This is a genomic window from Fulvivirga sp. AWR4_260, from assembly GCF_056158185.1.
Map to the genome: position 1 here is coordinate 1,333,938 of NZ_JBSWSU010000015.1, position 17,576 is coordinate 1,351,513.

Genomic DNA, 17,576 nt, shown 5'->3' on the forward strand with positions numbered 1-17,576 from the left:
TTCAAAAAATAAATAAACTCATGAATACTACAATTATTAATACTTTAAAGCAATCTTATGAGAGCAGGTTTGGAGAAAAGCCTGAACTGATGGTTAAATCTCCTGGTAGAATTAATCTTATTGGTGAGCATACTGATTACAATTTAGGATTTGTGTTGCCAGCAGCAGTGGATAAGGGGATTTATATGGCATTGAGTCCTAATGGTAAAAATGATTGTTATTTATATTCTGTAGATCAGGAGGAAGAATTTGTTTTTACAATAGGTGAATATAATACCAAGGTGGAACAGCAATGGTATAATTACATTTTGGGAGTAGTAGCCGAATTAGGTAAAAAAGGACATGAAGTTAAGGGTTTTAATCTTGTTTTTAGTGGAGATGTGCCCCAAGGAGCAGGTATGTCTTCGTCAGCCGCGTTAGAGTGTGCCACAGCATTGGCCATGGATCAATTATATTCATTAGGTCTAGAAAAAAGAGAGCTGGCCGAAATCAGTCAAAAATCTGAACATAACTATGTAGGTGTAAAGTGTGGTATTATGGATCAGTTTGCATCAGTGATGGGTAAAGAAGAGCAGGTTATTCGTTTGGATTGTAAATCTTTAGAGTATACCTACATTCCTTTACACCTCAAGGGGCATACTTTAATGTTATGTAATAGTCACGTAAGTCATAATTTGGCTAGTTCGGAATACAACGTGAGGAGGGAGCAGTGTGAAGAAGGTGTCGCTATTCTCAAAAAGTATGATAGTTCTATAGAGTCATTAAGAGATGTTTCTATAACATTATTAGATGCTCATAAAGATGAATTGAGCGAAGTAGTTTATAGAAGATGCAAATATGTAATTGAGGAAAATGATAGGGTGAATAAGTTTTGTGATGTTTTGCAAAACGATGACCTAGCTGCTGCCGGGGAAATACTTAAAGAGGCTGAAAAGGCCATGAAGGATGAGTATGAAATCACGTGTAAAGAAATTGACTTTTTAGCCGATTTTGCCAATGGATGGAATGGTGTAAAAGGAGCTCGTATGATGGGAGGAGGCTTCGGAGGTTGTATCATTACAATGGTCGAAGATGATGCAGTAGAGGCATTTAAAGAGGCAATATTTGAAAGCTATAAAAACGAATTTAACCTTGAACTCGATTTTTATGAGGTTAATATTGGTACAGGTTCTCAGGTAATAGAGGCATAAAACATTTTCCATGTCAAATTCATTAAGGTAATGCTACATTAATGAATTTGACATGGTTTGTAAAGAATATGATAGGCTAAGCGGGCAAGTGGCACTTGTTACCGGAGCAAATAGTGGAATAGGAAAAGCAATAGCCTTGGCATTGGGAGCAGAAGGGGCTAAAGTTATTGTAAATTATTATGAAGGGGATGATGCTGCGCAGGAGGTAGTAAATGAAATCAAGCAGAAGGGAACTGAAGCTGTAGCTATTAAAGCGGATGTTGGAGATGAGGCACAAGTCAAACAAATGTTTGAAAAGGTATTGAATACTTTCCATTATCTTGATATACTAGTAAATAACGCAGGTATTCAGCGCGATGCGCCTTTGGTTGATATGACTATAGATCAGTGGAACGCTGTATTAAGAACTAACTTAACGGGGCAGTTTTTATGCGCCAGAGAAGCATCTAAGATTTTTTTAAAACAAGGTGTTAGGCCAGGAGTATCTGTGGCCGCTGGCAAAATCATATGCATAAGTTCAGTACATGAGGTAATACCTTGGGCAGGACATGTTAATTATGCGGCTTCAAAAGGTGGCGTGGATTTACTGATGCAAACTATGGCTCAAGAAATGGCGCCTAATAAAATTCGTGTTAATAGTATTGGTCCAGGAGCTATTAAGACACCTATCAATAAAAAAGCATGGTCTACAGCCGAAGCCGAAAAGAAATTACTAGAACTCATACCCTACAAACGTGTTGGGGAACCACGTGATATAGGTAAATTAGCAGTGTTTCTAGCTGCAGATGAATCTGATTATATTACCGGAACTACGATATTCATTGATGGGGGTATGACATTATACCCGGGATTTGCTACTGGGGGGTGAAGCATTTTGACTTTAATCCCTTTCAATATTCCATATGATCTTGTCTATTTCATCAACAAACTGCTTTTCATTTTGACAATTGAAGTAGCTAAGCAAATTTCTTGATTCATGATCGCGGATGATGAAGTGCCCTGTAAAGAAGTTAACCTTAGCTTCATTACTTGGTAGACGCTTATATGCTTCCCGCTGCAGTGTGTTGTTTAATATGTAAAAGATTTTATCCTTTACTCCGTTAGATTCATTAAAGCTAGTACGTTGTTTAGAAATCACTTTAATCATAGCGTTTGTTTATTTGTTCTTGCTCATATGTAGTGGGTTGATTTCATAAATAATAGTAGTACAGTAGGTATTATAAAAATATAATAAATATTTTATATTTTATAACATTTATCTCTTAATTATTTGATTTCGAGAAGCTAGCAGTTCAAATATTAACATTGAACTGCTGCAAATCGATTTAGTCTTGTTGAAATATTTTATCTGTACGTACCCTTTTATCTGACGAATCTCTTATAGGTAGCTTTCACCATCATAAAAACTCCATAGCAAACCAAGCCAAATGCTACTAATGCCATTAGCCATGGCCCGCTAGTTGACTGCTGTATAAACGAGAAGGCACCTGAAGAACCTTGTATTTCTCCAGCATTACTATGCAGTGCTGCCTGTAGAAAAAAGTATCCAACTATGGCTATCAAAATTCCTCTGCTAGTAAAGCCTGCATATCCGGCTTTTTTAATTAATGATTGAGCTTTGTGGTAGGGGATTTTGCCTGAGTGAATATGTTTGGTGAAATCACCTTTATAAACTCTATAAAACTGATACAGTGCCTTTGCGAATAATGCTATTGCTATACAAATTACTACTATAGTGCCTGCTTCGCTTTGTAATAGTTTTGCCACCATGCCCTGCTTGGAGCTTCCTCCTCCGCTACCTCCACTGCCAAATAATTGGGATACTGCATATCCGCCCAATGAAAGGTACAGTATGCCACTTATGAAGTAGCCTGTTCTTACAGCCTTGGCTTTAAAATCATCGCCTTCATTATTTAGGTCTTGAAAAGATTGTAGAAACCTCCAAAAGGCATAGCACGCCAACCCTATAGCCATAAGAATGAGAAGTACATTGCCAAATGCTTGTTTCTGTAGGAAATCAATTACTTGAGTTTTGCCTGCTTTTTGACCTCCCATATTAAGTGCAGATAGTAGAGTAAGTACACCCGCTATCCCATAGACAGCTCCTTTGGCGTAGTGCCCCACTTTAGCGGTTTTCTCCTTCCAGTTGTCACCTTTTTCTGCAGAAATTGATATATGTGGATTCATAGTTTCTAGTTTAAATGGTTTAACTGACTAATTGAAAATACTATGCCGTGGTGTATAACAGCTTAGAAACTAATTATTAATACTGCAGGTGTAAAGAATTTTCCGCAATTGATCATCAATAATACACAGTGGTATTACCCATTTTTCGGTGTATTCACGAAATAGAATTGGTGTACTAATTAATTAAAAATGAGTTTAACACCATTTTATAAACTGTCTGCTTAATCGATTTTTAATTAAAAGAGCCAGTTAAAAAAGGCTATTGTGAGTTTAGCTATAACAAATAGCATAAAAAATAATATTATTAGAGTTATAAGAATTATGGTAATAAGTGTACCTTTGCCCGATCCTTGGTGTCTACCTTCATTATAATATTCTTTTAACAGCTTTACATTTCTGTTATTGGCTTTAAAGAATAGGTCGAAGATGGTACCGATAATAGGAATAGCACCAATTATGGTATCTAGGGCAACGTTAAGCATCATTTTAATAACCACCTTCTGGCTTGCTCCGTAGTTATACATCTGCCACACAAGCAGGCTAGATATGATGCAAGTTACACCCTCACCAAAAAAATGGTATTAGGCTGAAAATGGGATCCAACCCAAATTTTATTTTGGTACCAGGGATAGTAAACTTGCTATCCAAAAGTTCAGCTAACTTATCAATCCATTTAAATTGAGTTGAGGTGTGTGTATCGTGGGTATGAGTAATATTCATAAAATAACCTATTGATAATACTGTGCCAGAAGCAGACAATATCATTATACATAATTTAGCAATGTAATGATTTGTTGCCGATACGTGGTACCCTTTTGAGTATAATGACTTTATTTATTATTTTTTGAAAATTTTTAGAACTAAATACAATATATGACAGGATCAAAAGAAAGAACCCGCGAGTCAAGGGCGGCCATAGAAAGACTTTACATAACCATGAGACACCTTTTAATAAGAGGAAGCTATAAGCCTCTTGGGGTTTCTGGTCGCTCATTAATTGAGGCACTACTTACGCTGAGACCAGAAATTTATGGTACAGTGGCAGATCCTGAAAAGGTAGAGCTAGATGGTCTTTTATATGTGCTAGAAAGACTACCCAATGGGATAGAGGAATGTAGGTTTATTAAACTGGTGGCCAGAGAAGGTTATGAAGAGGCTGGCCATTCACCAATGGTTCCTATAAAGAGAAGACGAAACTGTTATCGCATTGATGCGGACAGGATGTATATAGAAATGACTAGAGGTAGAAGTGATATTTATGATATTTTAACTCACCTAACATTTTTATTTATAGAAGGAGAAAAGATCAAGAGTCATTGCCTTGATCAGAAGAATAGAATTATTGACGACTGGTACAGGCTTGAGGAGATAGTGAAGATGGAAGAGGCTGGAGAACCTTTTGATGAGAAAAAAGCGGCAGTTTATTTAAGTAACTTTCTTGGTAGGACTATTAAAGAAACCCAAGTAGCTATTGAGAAGTTTAAGAAAGGAAAAAATAATAACAGCCTTTACCATGTTATTTACTGGTTGGGGCAGAAGGCCATTTTAGAGGGGCAAGAAAGTGAAGATAGAGAAGTTACTTTTTCTTCTAAGCTTAGGGAGATAATTGGTCATCATATCTATGGCGAGAAATGGGCCAGAAAGATAAAGTCTTACTTGTATAGTAATGGCTTACATCAAAAACCGATACATATCATTAGTGCCAACTTACACAGTTTTTTAAATGCTATTTATGGTGTAAGTGCTATTGAAGATCAGGAGTTTGCTAACCTTGAAGATTTGGCTGTTAACTCAAGCAAAGAAGAAAATATAGAAATGCGCAGCCGTATTAGAGAGTACGCTTTGGACAACGGTATGCATGAAATTAAAGATCAGTCTGGTACTAATCTTTCCGTTCAGATATTTGATTTAGCGCATTTTGATCTAAATAAGCTTCCTGAGGACATCAGGCCTAAGGCAGAACTGAAAGAAAAGCCGGTGTTAATAGTTATGGACTATGCTTTCGGAGAGCAAGCTTTTGAATGCTTGGACGAACTGTTAAAGCCATATGAAGATGGACAGGATATTCATGATTTTAATATCAAGTCTGTTTCAATTATGGGTAAAGCTGGTATTTTAACTGGTAATAAAAGCGATATTATGCTGCCTACAGCACATGTTTTTGAAGGCACGGCTGATAATTATCCTATAGATAACGACATTGATCCGGATGAGTTTCAGGGTAAAATGTCTACGTATGTAGGTACTATGATTACTGTGTTGGGAACTTCCTTGCAAAATCGTGATGTGCTTAATCACTTTTTAACTTCTACCTGGAATGCCGTAGGGTTAGAAATGGAAGGGGCTCACTATCAAAAGGCCATACAGTCAGCAGCTAAAATCAGGAAAAGTATAGACGAGAATGTAAAAGTGCGCTACGCATATTATGCCTCAGATAACCCATTAGTTACGGGAAGTACGCTTGCTTCAGGAAGTTTAGGCTTAGAAGGAGTGAAGCCCACTTACCTTATTACAGCTGCTATTTTGAAAAAGATTTTAATCTAAGCTATTGAGCTTGTTCTGGCAAATATCCAGTATAGTGTTACAGAGATGTTTCACTTTAATCATATTTATCCTTTCAGCCTTGCCATCAGATGATGGCGAGGCTAGTAATTCCTCTCCCTTATCTATTTGCTTCTGTAGTAATTGAATTTCAAGCATTTTCAATGTGGGTAATATTTTGTGTCGCGCAGCCTGAAGTTTTGCTATATCACCTTCTTTTATAGATACTACATAACTGTCTCTGAATTTGGCCATTTCCATTAAAAATGTATCTAATAGCTTCACCATTAATGGAATATTTTTATCAGCTAAAGATTCTAATTTGGCCATGTTAATAAACGGTTTGCTTTTCTCGGTTTTAACAGGGGTGGTATTTTGTTTTATAGAAAGGTTGTTGATTATTTTTTCATATAAATCTTTAGGGTTAAATGGTTTAGATACAAAGTCATTCATTCCGGAAGCTAATACATTGTTTTTAATGTCCATTAATGCGCTGGCTGTTAGGGCAATAATAGGAACAAAATCCAGTGATCCTCCTAGCTTTCTTATTTCTTTGGCAGCGGTATATCCGTCCATTTCGGGCATTTGAAGATCCATAAGAATAAGGTCGTAATTATTGGATTTAACCTTTTCTATGGCCTGAAAACCATGTTCGGCAATGTCAGTGTTAGCGCCCCACATATCAAGAAATTTGCTGGCTACCATTTGGTTTACCAAGTTGTCTTCTACCAAAAGTATTTTAGTGCCTTTTAGGCTGTTATGACTGATAGTTTTTGAGGCATAAGCTTCTTCGGTAATGTCTTTGGTGCTTTTTTTAAACTCTAACGTGAAAGAAAATGTAGATCCTTTGTCTATCTCGCTTTCCACTTTAATTTCACTACCCCATAAGTTTACCAGTTTTTTAGTAATGGCCAGGCCTAATCCTGTACCTCCATATTTACGAGTAGTCTCTTTTTCTGCCTGGCTGAAGTGTTCGAATATGGTGTCTAGTTTATTTTTATTAATGCCAATACCCGTATCTTTCACGTAAAAGTCTATTTTAAGGCTTCTATTATCCATTTCAGCAACATGAGCAGAGATGATAATGCTCCCCTGATGAGTGAATTTTAGGGCATTGCTAGTTAGGTTGTTTAGTACTTGACCAAGTCTTACAGGGTCGCCAACAATTAAGTCGGGTATTTTGTAATCAATTCTAGTTTCTATATTGAGCTGGTTTTTGGGAGCTCTTAAAACCAGTGATTGGCGTATGCTTTTTAGTATCTCGCGTAAGTTGAAGTCTGTTTGCTCCAAAGCTACTTTGCCTGCCTCGATTTTGTTGTAATCAAGAATATCATTGATTAGAGATAGTAAATTTTCTGCAGAAAATCTTAATGTCTTTAAATTGTCAAGTTGATACTCTTGTGGTTTTTCTTCCAAGAGAATGTGGCTGAGCCCAATTACTGCATTTAGTGGGGTACGAATTTCGTGGCTCATTATAGAAAGAAAATCTGCCTTTGATTGAGAGGCTCTTTCCGCTTTTTCTTTGGCTTTTAGCAGCTCTTGTTCCTGATTTTTTTCTTTTGAGAAATCTTGAAACACACCATATATTTTAGCCACTTTGCCAGAAGACCATTCTACGGCACCAATAGTTCTAATCCATTTGTGTGTTCCTTTAGCTGATATAATGCCGAGTTTTATATCCCACCCTTGACCGCTTTTAATCGCATTGCTAACTAACTCGGTAATGATGGGCTGAGAATCTTCATCATAAAAGTGGATGGCTGTTTCTACATCGGGCATGAAGTCTTCTGGTACCTCATGAATTTTTTTGGTTATATCTGACCAGATTAAAGTGTTCTGTGTAATGTTAAATTCCCATTGACCAATTTGAGCCATATTCTGTGCTTGAGACAATAGGTGAGATTGCTTCTGAAACTCTAGCTCATAATGGTGTCTTTCTATAAACATGCCTAGCCAATTAGCTACTGTTTTTAAAAAGTCTATTTCCTTTTCATTAAAAGATTCGTTTTTCTGTTGGGGGGAGGTTAGACTCAGCGCTCCGTATAGAGTTTGATTAACGATAATAGGAAGTCCCAGAAAAGAATTCATTTCAAAAAAAGAAAAGCTGTGCTTATTAGGAAATTCGTTTGAGCCAATTTTTTCAAAAGCCAGTACATCATCTAGTGCTTCAGTATGTATTACCTGAGCGAGTAAGTCTAGCTGATCTGCCGGGATTTCTATTCCATCAAAATGATAGTGCGTGATTTCGTTTTTGTTTTCGCCAATTTTGGTAAGTGTAACCAAAGGAAATTTGATGAAATTACTCAATATACTTAAGGCTTTATTAACCTGATCATCAAAGATAAGGTCTGTGGCATTGGTAATTTCGTTAAAGAGCTGTATGTGATGAAGGAGTTGTTCTAACCTCTGTTCATTCACTTTTAGTTTTTCTTCAGCCGTTTTTAATCTGGTAATGTCTCGGGCTACGGCTCTTATGGAAGTGACAATTTCTTCATTGAATTCCATTTTTACATTCTGGCCAACCCATACCTCATCGCCATTTTTTCTTATCATGATAAATTCATAATAAGTGTTGGCTATTTTTTTATCCCTCTGGTTTTTATAAAACTCAATTAGCTTGGTGCGATGCTCCTCTTTTACTATTTCCCAGTATTTTGTGCTTCTGAGTTCTGATTTTTCAAATCCAGAATGTTTTATCAAACTACTATTTCCATATTTAAAGCAACCAGAATAGTCCAGTTCATAGATCATATCCTCTAACGATTCTACAATCTCTTCAAAATTGGATGGGGTGGTAGAAATATGACTTTTGGCTTTCATTAATTATCAATATATACATTTATCTGAAGATATAGTTGGATATGTAACATTTAAACTCAAATTAATTACTGAGTAAGCTTATGAGAATAAATGTTGATAATTATAATCTGTAAAGCGACAGATGGGTAGATATAAGCCCTTGATTTATACTTTTACTTTATTGTAAAAATGTTTCGGGGCAGGAGAAGTAATGATGAAGAGGTGTAAGTTTTGGAGGGGATAGTTAAAAAAAAGAAGTAAGTCGAGAGGACTTACTTTCTTAAAATGGGTACATGTACTACTTTTTTGGTTTCAAAAAATTCTTCTTCAAAATGATCTGATAAGTTGTACAAGGTGTATTTCTTTTTGGCTTCTTGAAGCTCCTCAGCCAAGTCTCCACCTTTAAGGTACAGAATGCCATTGCTAAGGGAGTTGATCGATTCTTTTTTAACTTTATTCTTTATCCATTGGTAAAAAGGCTTCAGTCTGGTTACGGCACGGCTTACTATAAAATCAAATTCACTATTTACTTGTTCTGCACGTGTTTGTTCTGCTTTAACATTGGTTAAGCCCAATGAATCACTCACGCCATTTACTACTTTTATCTTTTTCCCGATAGAATCTACTAAATAAAAGTTAACCTCAGGAAACATTATTGCTAATGGTATACCTGGGAATCCACCTCCAGTGCCTACATCCAATACATTGGAGCCCGGTTTGAAGTTCATGATTTTGGCAATGCCTAAAGAATGAAGTACATGATGCACATATAGCATCTCTGTGTCTTTGCGAGATATAACATTGATCTGACTATTCCAATCTACATATAGATCGTACAGTGCTTCAAATTGTGATTTTTGAAGGGTGTCAAGATTGGGAAAATACTTTTCTATAATATCAGATTTCATTTTGCTATGGAATATTTGTCATTAATTCAGAGCAAAGATGAGCATCTCTAATGAATTTTACTTCATTTATATATAAATACTACCAGGTTGAGAACTGGTAGTGGCCTAGTTTTTTAGTAGGTGATTTGGTCTACATATGGTCTTTTTTGTTCTTTACAAGATCGTACATTAACTCACGAGCTCTATGCAGCTGTGCTTTAATAGTTCCCAAAGGGGCATTTAATTCTGTGGCTATTTCTTCGTAAGAATATTCTTTAAAATACCTTAAACGTACTAGCTTTTGGTATTTTGCAGGTAGCTTGGTGACAAACATTTGTATAAGCTCTATTTTTTGGCTCTTAATAGCTTCTTCCTGAGGGTTCAGGTTGCTGTCTTCTACGTCTATTTGTACTGCCTCGCCATTATCATCTGTAAAAGACGTGTCAAGACTCATGGTCTCTAACCGTTTCTTTCTAATGAAATCGATAGCATTGTTGGTGGCAATTCTAAACAACCAAGTACTGAAAGTATAATCTTTTTTGAACCTATGCAGGTTTTTGAAAGCTTTTGCGAAGGCTTCAATAGTGAGGTCTTCCGCATCATCTACGTTTCTCACCATTTTTAATATCATATGATAAACAGGCCTCTTGTACCTTTCCATCAGCATAGCGTAGGCTTGTTCATCACCTTCTTTTACTGCTTGGTCAATTAACCTAAAGTCTTCTATTGCTTTATCAGAGAACTGTTTCTTTAACTCCATCTAACGCTTTTTGTAAAAAGTGCTCTTATTCCTATATAAATGTAAAAAGCATCAAAAATAAAATCTAGCAGTAATAATGACCAGAATGTGAATTTAATGCCTAGTTTTTTGCATGCGAGAATAAACGTGATATAAACCAACAAGGTTTTAATTATAAAACATGTTAGTAAAATATATGGTTGCATCTGCATGACAATTAGAAGAGCTAAAATTAACCAAAAAAATATATGACTTAATGAAAATAAGCCTAAAATAACTTTATTACTACTTTTATAATGTTTTCCTACATAAATATGTCTTAATTTTTGACGTATATAAGCTGAAAAAGTTGTTTTTGGTATAGAGTATGTAATGCTGTCGGCTCCGGTAGTTACTGCAGTATTGGCTTTTTTAGCATGTTTATTTACAAAAAGGTCATCATCCCCGCCTGTTACACTTAAGTGCCCCGAAAACCCCTTGTTGTTTATAAATAATGATTTTTTATATCCTAAATTTCGTCCTACACCCATGTATGGAGCGCCCACTAGGGCCAAACCCATGTATTGAATGGCAGTCCAGATGGTTTCAAACCTTATGAAGGTGTTTAATACTCCTTGCCTTTTTTCGTAATAAGAAAAGCCTAAGTTTATTTCGTTGTTGGTCAAGCCCGAAGACATTTCTTGAAGCCACAGGTCGTTGGCAGGAGTACAATCAGCATCTGTAAATACTAAATTTTCTTTTTTTGCAGCTTTTATTCCGAGTGTAAGGGCGTATTTTTTTCCGTTGAAGCTTTCTGGTTTTTCATTTACTTTCACCACTTTTAATCTAGGCTCTCTTGTAGCTTCTTCTAGTAAAAAATCATAAGAATCATCGTAAGATCGATCATCAATAACTACTATTTCGAAATCGGGATGATTTTGTTGGTAAAGTAATGGTAGTAATCTTCTTAAGTTAGCTTCTTCATTATGAGCGGCTATGATTACCGAAACGGGCTGAGGAGTAGAGTTGCCGCTATTTTTTTTGCTAAAGGCAGTGATATATATTAAGTAATAAATGACTTGAATTACAGTAGAGGTAATGAGTAATGCTATTAAAAAAATATAGGCCATTTAAATTTAATTTAGACTTTAGTGAATATAGTAAGATATTTTGAAAAGCAAGATGGAGCCGAGGATGAAAGGCATTGGGAGTATTCAATAAAACGTTAGACTCGTTAAATAATATCTTCTATTTTTGCAAAGTTTTAATTGTGATAGATGGATTTTAAGTTACAAGCTAAAGATACTGGAAGTAAGGCGAGAGCAGGAGTAATAACTACTGATCATGGCGAAATAAAAACGCCTATTTTTATGCCCGTAGGCACTGCAGGTTCTGTTAAGGCAGTGCACCAAAGAGAATTGAAGGAAGATATAAAAGCTCAAATTATTTTGGGTAATACGTATCATCTTTATTTAAGACCAGGGTTAGATATCATAGAAAGAGCTGGTGGTTTGCACAAGTTCAATGGTTGGGATAGACCTATTTTAACCGATAGTGGTGGCTATCAGGTATATTCTTTGGCCGATACTAGAAAAATAAAAGAGGAAGGAGTGACCTTTAAATCTCATATTGATGGATCGAGGCATAATTTTACACCTGAATACGTGATGGATATTCAGCGCACCATAGGGGCAGATATTATGATGGCCTTTGATGAGTGTACACCTTACCCTTGTGATTATGATTATGCAGAGAAATCAATGCATATGACCCATAGGTGGCTGAAACGATGCTGCGATAGGTTTGATAGTACAGAGGGAAAATATGGGTATAGCCAAACACTTTTTCCTATAGTACAGGGTAGTGTTTATAAAGATTTAAGGAAGCAGTCTGCTGAGGCTATCGCTTCTTTTGGAAGGGAAGGTAATGCTATTGGAGGTCTTTCAGTGGGAGAACCGGCAGAGATGATGTATGAAATGACTGATTTGGTGTGTGATATACTTCCATATGATAAACCTCGCTATTTAATGGGGGTAGGTACACCTGCCAATATTTTGGAGTGTATTGCTTTAGGAGTAGATATGTTCGATTGTGTAATGCCTACGCGTAATGCAAGAAATGGTATGTTATTTACATCTGAAGGCATTATTAATATTAAAAACAAAAAGTGGGATGATGATTTTTCTCCTATTGATACAGCGCTGGGTGGTTATGTAGATACATTTTATTCTAAAGCATATTTACGTCATTTAATTATGAGTAAAGAAATTTTAGGCGCGCAAATTGCTAGTATTCATAATCTAAGTTTTTATTTGTGGTTAGTAGGGCAGGCTCGTGAGCAAATAGAACAAGGGACTTTTGCCACTTGGAAAAATCAAATGGTGGAAAAAGTATCCAGAAGATTATAATAACCCATATTTAAGTTTTTATTAAAGCTATAAGCTAGTGAGATTAATTGATAAGTACATTCTAAAAAAGTTTCTTGGTGCTTTTATTTTTACAGTACTAATTATCGTAGCCATTATATTAGTAATTGATATAACTGAAAAAACGGATAAATTTTCAGAGGCACATCTTACTACACAGCAAGTTATTGGTTATTATCTTGATTTTATTCCTTGGATCGCTAATTTCATTACGCCTCTTACGGTTTTTATAGCCACAGTATTTGTAACAGCTAACATGGCAGGGCATACCGAAATAGTAGCTATACTGAGCAGTGGCGTATCATTCAAACGTATGTTGCTGCCCTATTTAATGGGGTCGGTACTTATAGCCATCATCAGTTTTATACTTATAGGGTGGGTAATCCCTAACTCCAATAAGTCACGGGTAGATTTCGAAATCAAGTACCTGAAAAGTAAGTTCTATTTCGATAAGACTAATTATCACATTCAGGTGGCCCCTAATACTTACCTTTACATAAGGCAGTATAATAACCAAACTAATATGGGGTATAATTTTACTTTGGAAAAGGTAGAAGGCACGGTGCTAAAGCAGAAACTATCGGCTATGCGAATTAAATGGAATGAAGAGAAGGAGAAGTGGACGCTTTCTAACTGGAAAACCTTGGAGCTAGATGGAGTAAAAGAGAGTATTAGCGAAGGTCAAACTATGGATACTACATTAGCTATTCATCCTAGTGAGTTTGCGAGTGACTACCATAGTTATGAAGCTATGACCATTAATGAGTTAGATGAAGAAATAGCCAAGCTTACCATGCGCGGGGCAAGTAATGTAGAGGTGTATGAAGTGGAGAAATATACCAGGTTTACAGCACCGTTTGCTGTGCTTATTCTCACGTTTATGGGAGTAATTGTATCTGCCCGAAAAACAAGAGGGGGAGCTGGTTTTCAAATAGCGCTAGGCTTCTTCCTGTCTTTCCTTTATATATTATGCTTTATAATGAGTAAAACCATAGCAGAAGCGGGCGGTTTGCCTCCGGCTATTTCTGTTTGGGTTCCTAATATTTTATTTGGTGGTATTTCTTTATTAATGTATAAGTATGTTCCAAGATAATGTCTGCAGCTAAAGACTATTTGAAACTTCATTTCGTGGTTCTGATATGGGGTTTCACGGCCATTTTAGGCTTATTAATTAATATCCCTTCATTGGATATCGTTTTTTACAGAACGCTAATTGCTTTTGTTTTTTTAGGTCTTGTGTTATTTTTTAAGAAACAAAACTTTAGAATTGGGAAGAACGAAATTTTTAAAATTCTTGGTACAGGCGCTATTATAGCCTTTCATTGGATGCTGTTTTTTGGTGCCGCTCGTGTTTCTAATGCTTCGGTGTGCTTGGCAGGTATTGCTACTTGTAGTTTGTGGACCAGTTTGATAGAGCCGCTATTCAATAAAAGAAAAGTGAAAATTTTTGAAGTAATACTGGGCATTGTAGTGTTACTAGGGCTTTATATTATTTTTAGGTTTGAGTTTGATAATGCACTAGGGTTATTAATGGCCATTGGTGCTGCATTTTTAGCAGCTGTATTTTCTGTCATTAACGGAGGGTTTACAAAAAAACACAGCCCATACATGATTACTTTTTATGAAATGTTGGGTGCATGCATCGCTAGTTTACTGTTTATAGTAATTTTTAAAATAGCTTATGCAGGAGATTATACCATTATTCATATGCCTACAGTAGCTGATTGGGGCTATTTGTTGTTGCTATCCGTAATTTGTACCGTGTATGCTTTTAGTATGTCAGTGGAGTTGATGAAGCGTATTTCGGCATTTGTGGTGAACCTTACGGTTAATTTAGAGCCTATTTACGGTATTATTTTAGCCCTAATTATATTTGGAGAGAAAGAGCAAATGGAAGGTGGATTTTATGTGGGTACGGGTGTTATTCTTTTGTCTGTGCTGATCTACCCATTAGTTAATAAATTTTATAAAAGAAAGGCTCTTGAACTAGATAACCTGCGTTAAAGGTAGCCTTCCCAAATAATATCACTTATGGTGTTGGTGTCAGGTTTATTTTCAAATATACCATATACGCTGGCACCAGAGCCACTCATGCTGGCATAAGTAGCTCCTGCATGGTAAAACTTATCTTTCAGAGATTTTATTTCTGGAAATTGGGGAAACACTGATAGTTCAAAGTCATTTTGAAGAAGTGTTTTCCATTCATTAATCGGTTTATTTTCAATGATTTCTTGCACCGATATTTCGGGCTCTTTGGGCATAACCTTACTATAGGCCGTAGCTGTGCTCACATGTACTTGAGGGCATGATAAGATCAGATATTTATTAGAAAGATCAATGTTTATTTTACTGAAAGTAGTACCAGTTTCTGTGGCTAAAATAGGTTTGTTTTCAATGAAAAACGGGCAGTCGCTACCTAGTTGTTTGGCCAATGCCTGCATTTGAGCGCTATTTAAACCAAGAGAAAATAACTCATTGAGCGCTTTAATTGTAAAAGCGCCATCAGCAGATCCTCCGCCTAAGCCTCCGCCCATAGGTATTATTTTGTGCAAGTGAATGCTTATACTGGGCAGGTCAAACTCCTTTTTAAGAAGTTGATAGGCTTTGATGATTAAATTGTTTTCAGTGTCTCCTGGTATTGGTAGACCGCTAGTGTTAAAAGAAAACTCAGTTGAGGGGATAATTTCTAATGGTTCTTGAAGTGGGACAGGGTAAAATACAGATGATATGTTATGAAGCCCATCCTCCCTTTTGGATAAAATATTAAGCCCTAAATTGATTTTGATGTTTGGGAATACAACCATTAGAAAACCTTTAAAAAATGAAAGGGGTAATTAATGAATAATTACCCCTTGAAATAATCTTTAACGATATATCTTACTTGCTAAGTTCAGCCACAATGTCTTCGGTAATTCCTGAGTTAGAGAATCCACCATCGTGCATTAAGTTTTGCATTGTTATCATTCTAGTGTAGTCACTAAACATCATTACAATGTAGTTAGCACAGTCTTCAGCACTAGCATTTCCTAGTGGAGACATTTTGTTTGCGTAATCGTAGAATACATCAAAACCAGTAACTCCGCTACCAGCAGTAGTCATAGTAGGAGACTGAGATATTGTGTTTACACGAACGTTGTTTTTCTTGGCGAAACGGTATCCGTAGCTTCTCGCAATTGATTCTAACAAAGACTTAGCTTGTGCCATGTCAGAGTAATCAGGGAATGTTCTTTGTGCAGCAATGTAAGACAAAGCTAAAACAGAACCCCACTCATTCATAGCTTCAGTTTTTTCAGCTGTCTGAAGTACTTTATGGAAAGAAACACCTGAGATATCTAAAGTTTTAAGGAACCAATCGTAGTTAAGATCACCATACTCTTTCCCTTTTCTAACATTAGGGCTCATACCTATAGAGTGAAGTACGAAGTCTAATTTTCCGCCTAATATTTCCATAGATTTCTCGAAAAGGTTAGTGAGGTCTTCTATAGAAGTAGCGTCAGCAGGAATAACCTCTGCGTTACATTCTTCAGCTAATTTATTGATCACCCCCATTCTAAGGGCTATAGGAGCATTAGTTAAAACAAATTCAGCACCTTCTGCTTTTGCCTTTAAGGCAGTTTTCCAAGCAATTGAATTTTCATCTAACGCACCAAAAATAATTCCTTTTTTTCCTTTAAGTATGTTATTACCCATGGTCTGTTTATTAATTCATTATTATGTAGCTGCAATAATACAAATTATTTACCATTAACAGTTAGCCATTGCTAGGCAATAAAACCAGAGTAGAGCTTCAATGAGTGTTGATGTATATTATCGGGTTATTTTAATAATTGGAACTTACTAAAACTAAATTATTCTAGAGGGCTGCTTATTTTTCCTCACAAATAAAATGAGCTAATAAAAAGGCTGTATCTGTAAAACTCTTACTTTTGGTGCGCTAAATTTTTTGAATATATGGATGCTTCTCAGCCTGTAGGTATTTTTGATAGTGGAATAGGGGGATTGACCGTAGCGCATGCTATAAAAAAGGTGTTGCCTAATGAATCTATGATATATTTTGGTGATACTGCACACCTACCATATGGAGATAAATCAGAGGCTGCGGTACAAGCCTATTCTATAAAAGTGGCTGATGTACTTTTGCAAAAAAACTGTAAAGTGATTGTTATAGCGTGCAATTCGGCCAGTTCTGCAGCGTTTGATTTACTTACAGAATACGCGGGTAGCAAAGCTAAAGTCATTAGTGTAATAGATCCGATGGTGAAGTATGTAGAACAGCACTACCAAGAAAAAAGGGTAGGCTTGATAGGTACTAAACGAACGGTTCAGTCAAATATATACGCAAATAAATTAGCTGCATATGAACATATTAATTTGGCTTCACTAGCTACTCCTTTATTAGTACCTATGATAGAAGAAGGCTTTTTTAATAACAAAATAAGTCATGAAATTATAGAAGAGTACTTAAAAGATGGACAGTTAGACAATATCGATGCGCTGATTCTTGGTTGTACTCATTATCCACTAATTAAACGACAGATAGCAGCATACTATCAAGGGAGAGTCGATGTTTTAGACTCATCAGAGATTACGGCAGCTTATTTAAAAGAACAACTGATGAAGTGGGACTTAATAAATGAAAACAGTAGAGGAGATGAGTATGATCAATTTTATGTTAGTGATTATACAGAGTCGTTTGAGGCTTCTACTAAGATATTTTTCAGAGAGAAAGTGCACTTAGAAAAGTATTTAATATGGGATTGAGATAAATAAGTTCAATTTTTTTCGTTACCAGAAATACAAATTGGAATATTATTGCGTATCTAGTGAT

16 protein-coding genes and 1 pseudogene are annotated in these 17,576 nt (G+C 36.0%); 7 read left to right on the forward strand and 10 right to left on the reverse strand.

Annotated elements, in window-relative coordinates; genetic code table 11:
* Window positions 1-20 precede the first annotated feature (20 nt).
* Together ACXACQ_RS12260 and ACXACQ_RS12265 are read left to right on the forward strand one after the other, a co-directional pair.
* Window positions 21-1,190 (forward strand): galactokinase, encoded by a 1,170-nt coding sequence (locus ACXACQ_RS12260; protein WP_474976235.1) that lies wholly within the window; start codon window positions 21-23, stop codon window positions 1,188-1,190.
* Between the two features lie 52 nt (window positions 1,191-1,242).
* Window positions 1,243-2,058: an SDR family oxidoreductase gene (locus tag ACXACQ_RS12265; protein WP_474976236.1), complete on the forward strand. Its 816-nt coding sequence runs from the start codon at window positions 1,243-1,245 to the stop codon at window positions 2,056-2,058.
* A 12-nt stretch (window positions 2,059-2,070) separates the two neighbouring features.
* Here ACXACQ_RS12265 and ACXACQ_RS12270 read toward each other — a convergent pair whose 3' ends face one another.
* From ACXACQ_RS12270 to ACXACQ_RS12285, 4 genes and pseudogenes are all read right to left on the reverse strand, one after another.
* Window positions 2,071-2,337, reverse strand: coding sequence for a hypothetical protein (locus tag ACXACQ_RS12270; RefSeq protein ID WP_474976237.1), 267 nt, complete (start codon window positions 2,335-2,337; stop codon window positions 2,071-2,073).
* Between the two features lie 215 nt (window positions 2,338-2,552).
* Entirely contained in the window at window positions 2,553-3,377 is an 825-nt protein-coding gene (locus tag ACXACQ_RS12275) for a DUF1206 domain-containing protein (RefSeq protein WP_474976238.1), read from the reverse strand.
* A gap of 236 nt (window positions 3,378-3,613) precedes the next feature.
* Window positions 3,614-3,937: pseudogene (locus ACXACQ_RS12280) on the reverse strand (DUF4112 domain-containing protein); the annotation flags it as partial.
* A gap of 4 nt (window positions 3,938-3,941) precedes the next feature.
* Window positions 3,942-4,142: a DUF4112 domain-containing protein gene (locus tag ACXACQ_RS12285; protein ID WP_474976239.1), complete on the reverse strand. Its 201-nt coding sequence runs from the start codon at window positions 4,140-4,142 to the stop codon at window positions 3,942-3,944.
* A 108-nt stretch (window positions 4,143-4,250) separates the two neighbouring features.
* Here ACXACQ_RS12285 and ACXACQ_RS12290 point away from each other — a divergent pair, with 108 nt between their 5' ends.
* Window positions 4,251-5,921: a DUF6909 family protein gene (locus ACXACQ_RS12290; RefSeq protein ID WP_474976240.1), complete on the forward strand. Its 1,671-nt coding sequence runs from the start codon at window positions 4,251-4,253 to the stop codon at window positions 5,919-5,921.
* Here ACXACQ_RS12290 and ACXACQ_RS12295 read toward each other — a convergent pair.
* The 4 genes from ACXACQ_RS12295 to ACXACQ_RS12310 form a co-directional block, all read right to left on the reverse strand.
* Window positions 5,913-8,738: an ATP-binding protein gene (locus ACXACQ_RS12295; RefSeq protein WP_474976241.1), complete on the reverse strand. Its 2,826-nt coding sequence runs from the start codon at window positions 8,736-8,738 to the stop codon at window positions 5,913-5,915. The genes ACXACQ_RS12290 and ACXACQ_RS12295 overlap by 9 nt on opposite strands.
* Window positions 8,739-8,989: 251 nt before the next feature.
* Entirely contained in the window at window positions 8,990-9,625 is a 636-nt protein-coding gene (rsmG, locus tag ACXACQ_RS12300; RefSeq protein ID WP_474976242.1) for a 16S rRNA (guanine(527)-N(7))-methyltransferase RsmG, read from the reverse strand.
* Between the two features lie 130 nt (window positions 9,626-9,755).
* Complete coding sequence (locus ACXACQ_RS12305) at window positions 9,756-10,364, reverse strand: RNA polymerase sigma factor (protein ID WP_474976243.1); 609 nt, start codon at window positions 10,362-10,364, stop codon at window positions 9,756-9,758.
* Entirely contained in the window at window positions 10,355-11,452 is a 1,098-nt protein-coding gene (locus ACXACQ_RS12310; RefSeq protein ID WP_474976244.1) for a glycosyltransferase, read from the reverse strand. Before ACXACQ_RS12310 ends, ACXACQ_RS12305 begins: the two co-directional genes overlap by 10 nt.
* A 147-nt stretch (window positions 11,453-11,599) precedes the next feature.
* On the opposite strand from ACXACQ_RS12310, the gene tgt reads away from it, so the two are divergent.
* The 3 genes from tgt to ACXACQ_RS12325 are packed head-to-tail and all read left to right on the forward strand — an operon-like array spanning window position 11,600 to window position 14,752.
* Window positions 11,600-12,730, forward strand: coding sequence for a tRNA guanosine(34) transglycosylase Tgt (tgt, locus tag ACXACQ_RS12315; RefSeq protein ID WP_474976245.1), 1,131 nt, complete (start codon window positions 11,600-11,602; stop codon window positions 12,728-12,730).
* 37 nt (window positions 12,731-12,767) lie between these two features.
* Window positions 12,768-13,841: an LptF/LptG family permease gene (locus ACXACQ_RS12320; protein ID WP_474976246.1), complete on the forward strand. Its 1,074-nt coding sequence runs from the start codon at window positions 12,768-12,770 to the stop codon at window positions 13,839-13,841.
* Entirely contained in the window at window positions 13,841-14,752 is a 912-nt protein-coding gene (locus tag ACXACQ_RS12325) for a DMT family transporter (protein ID WP_474976247.1), read from the forward strand. The genes ACXACQ_RS12320 and ACXACQ_RS12325 overlap by 1 nt, the downstream gene beginning before the upstream one ends.
* Here the strand turns inward: ACXACQ_RS12325 and ispE are convergent.
* Window positions 14,749-15,552: a 4-(cytidine 5'-diphospho)-2-C-methyl-D-erythritol kinase gene (gene ispE, locus ACXACQ_RS12330; RefSeq protein WP_474976248.1), complete on the reverse strand. Its 804-nt coding sequence runs from the start codon at window positions 15,550-15,552 to the stop codon at window positions 14,749-14,751. The genes ACXACQ_RS12325 and ispE overlap by 4 nt on opposite strands.
* Window positions 15,553-15,625: 73 nt before the next feature.
* On the reverse strand, window positions 15,626-16,438 hold the full coding sequence (locus ACXACQ_RS12335; RefSeq protein ID WP_474976249.1) for an enoyl-ACP reductase FabI: 813 nt from the start codon (window positions 16,436-16,438) through the stop codon (window positions 15,626-15,628).
* Between the two features lie 261 nt (window positions 16,439-16,699).
* On the opposite strand from ACXACQ_RS12335, the gene murI reads away from it, so the two are divergent.
* Entirely contained in the window at window positions 16,700-17,509 is an 810-nt protein-coding gene (gene murI, locus ACXACQ_RS12340; protein WP_474976250.1) for a glutamate racemase, read from the forward strand.
* Window positions 17,510-17,576 lie beyond the last annotated feature (67 nt).

Bases quoted from the DNA above. Each gene is read 5' to 3' on its own strand.
- ACXACQ_RS12260 (WP_474976235.1), top strand. From the start codon at position 21: ATGAATACTACAATTATTAATACTTTAAAGCAATCTTATGAGAGCAGG.
- ACXACQ_RS12265 (WP_474976236.1), top strand. From the start codon at position 1,243: ATGGTTTGTAAAGAATATGATAGGCTAAGCGGGCAAGTGGCACTTGTT.
- ACXACQ_RS12270 (WP_474976237.1), bottom strand. From the start codon at position 2,337: ATGATTAAAGTGATTTCTAAACAACGTACTAGCTTTAATGAATCTAAC.
- ACXACQ_RS12275 (WP_474976238.1), bottom strand. From the start codon at position 3,377: ATGAATCCACATATATCAATTTCTGCAGAAAAAGGTGACAACTGGAAG.
- ACXACQ_RS12285 (WP_474976239.1), bottom strand. From the start codon at position 4,142: ATGATATTGTCTGCTTCTGGCACAGTATTATCAATAGGTTATTTTATG.
- ACXACQ_RS12290 (WP_474976240.1), top strand. From the start codon at position 4,251: ATGACAGGATCAAAAGAAAGAACCCGCGAGTCAAGGGCGGCCATAGAA.
- ACXACQ_RS12295 (WP_474976241.1), bottom strand. From the start codon at position 8,738: ATGAAAGCCAAAAGTCATATTTCTACCACCCCATCCAATTTTGAAGAG.
- rsmG (WP_474976242.1), bottom strand. From the start codon at position 9,625: ATGAAATCTGATATTATAGAAAAGTATTTTCCCAATCTTGACACCCTT.
- ACXACQ_RS12305 (WP_474976243.1), bottom strand. From the start codon at position 10,364: ATGGAGTTAAAGAAACAGTTCTCTGATAAAGCAATAGAAGACTTTAGG.
- ACXACQ_RS12310 (WP_474976244.1), bottom strand. From the start codon at position 11,452: ATGGCCTATATTTTTTTAATAGCATTACTCATTACCTCTACTGTAATT.
- tgt (WP_474976245.1), top strand. From the start codon at position 11,600: ATGGATTTTAAGTTACAAGCTAAAGATACTGGAAGTAAGGCGAGAGCA.
- ACXACQ_RS12325 (WP_474976247.1), top strand. From the start codon at position 13,841: ATGTCTGCAGCTAAAGACTATTTGAAACTTCATTTCGTGGTTCTGATA.
- ispE (WP_474976248.1), bottom strand. From the start codon at position 15,552: ATGGTTGTATTCCCAAACATCAAAATCAATTTAGGGCTTAATATTTTA.
- ACXACQ_RS12335 (WP_474976249.1), bottom strand. From the start codon at position 16,438: ATGGGTAATAACATACTTAAAGGAAAAAAAGGAATTATTTTTGGTGCG.
- murI (WP_474976250.1), top strand. From the start codon at position 16,700: ATGGATGCTTCTCAGCCTGTAGGTATTTTTGATAGTGGAATAGGGGGA.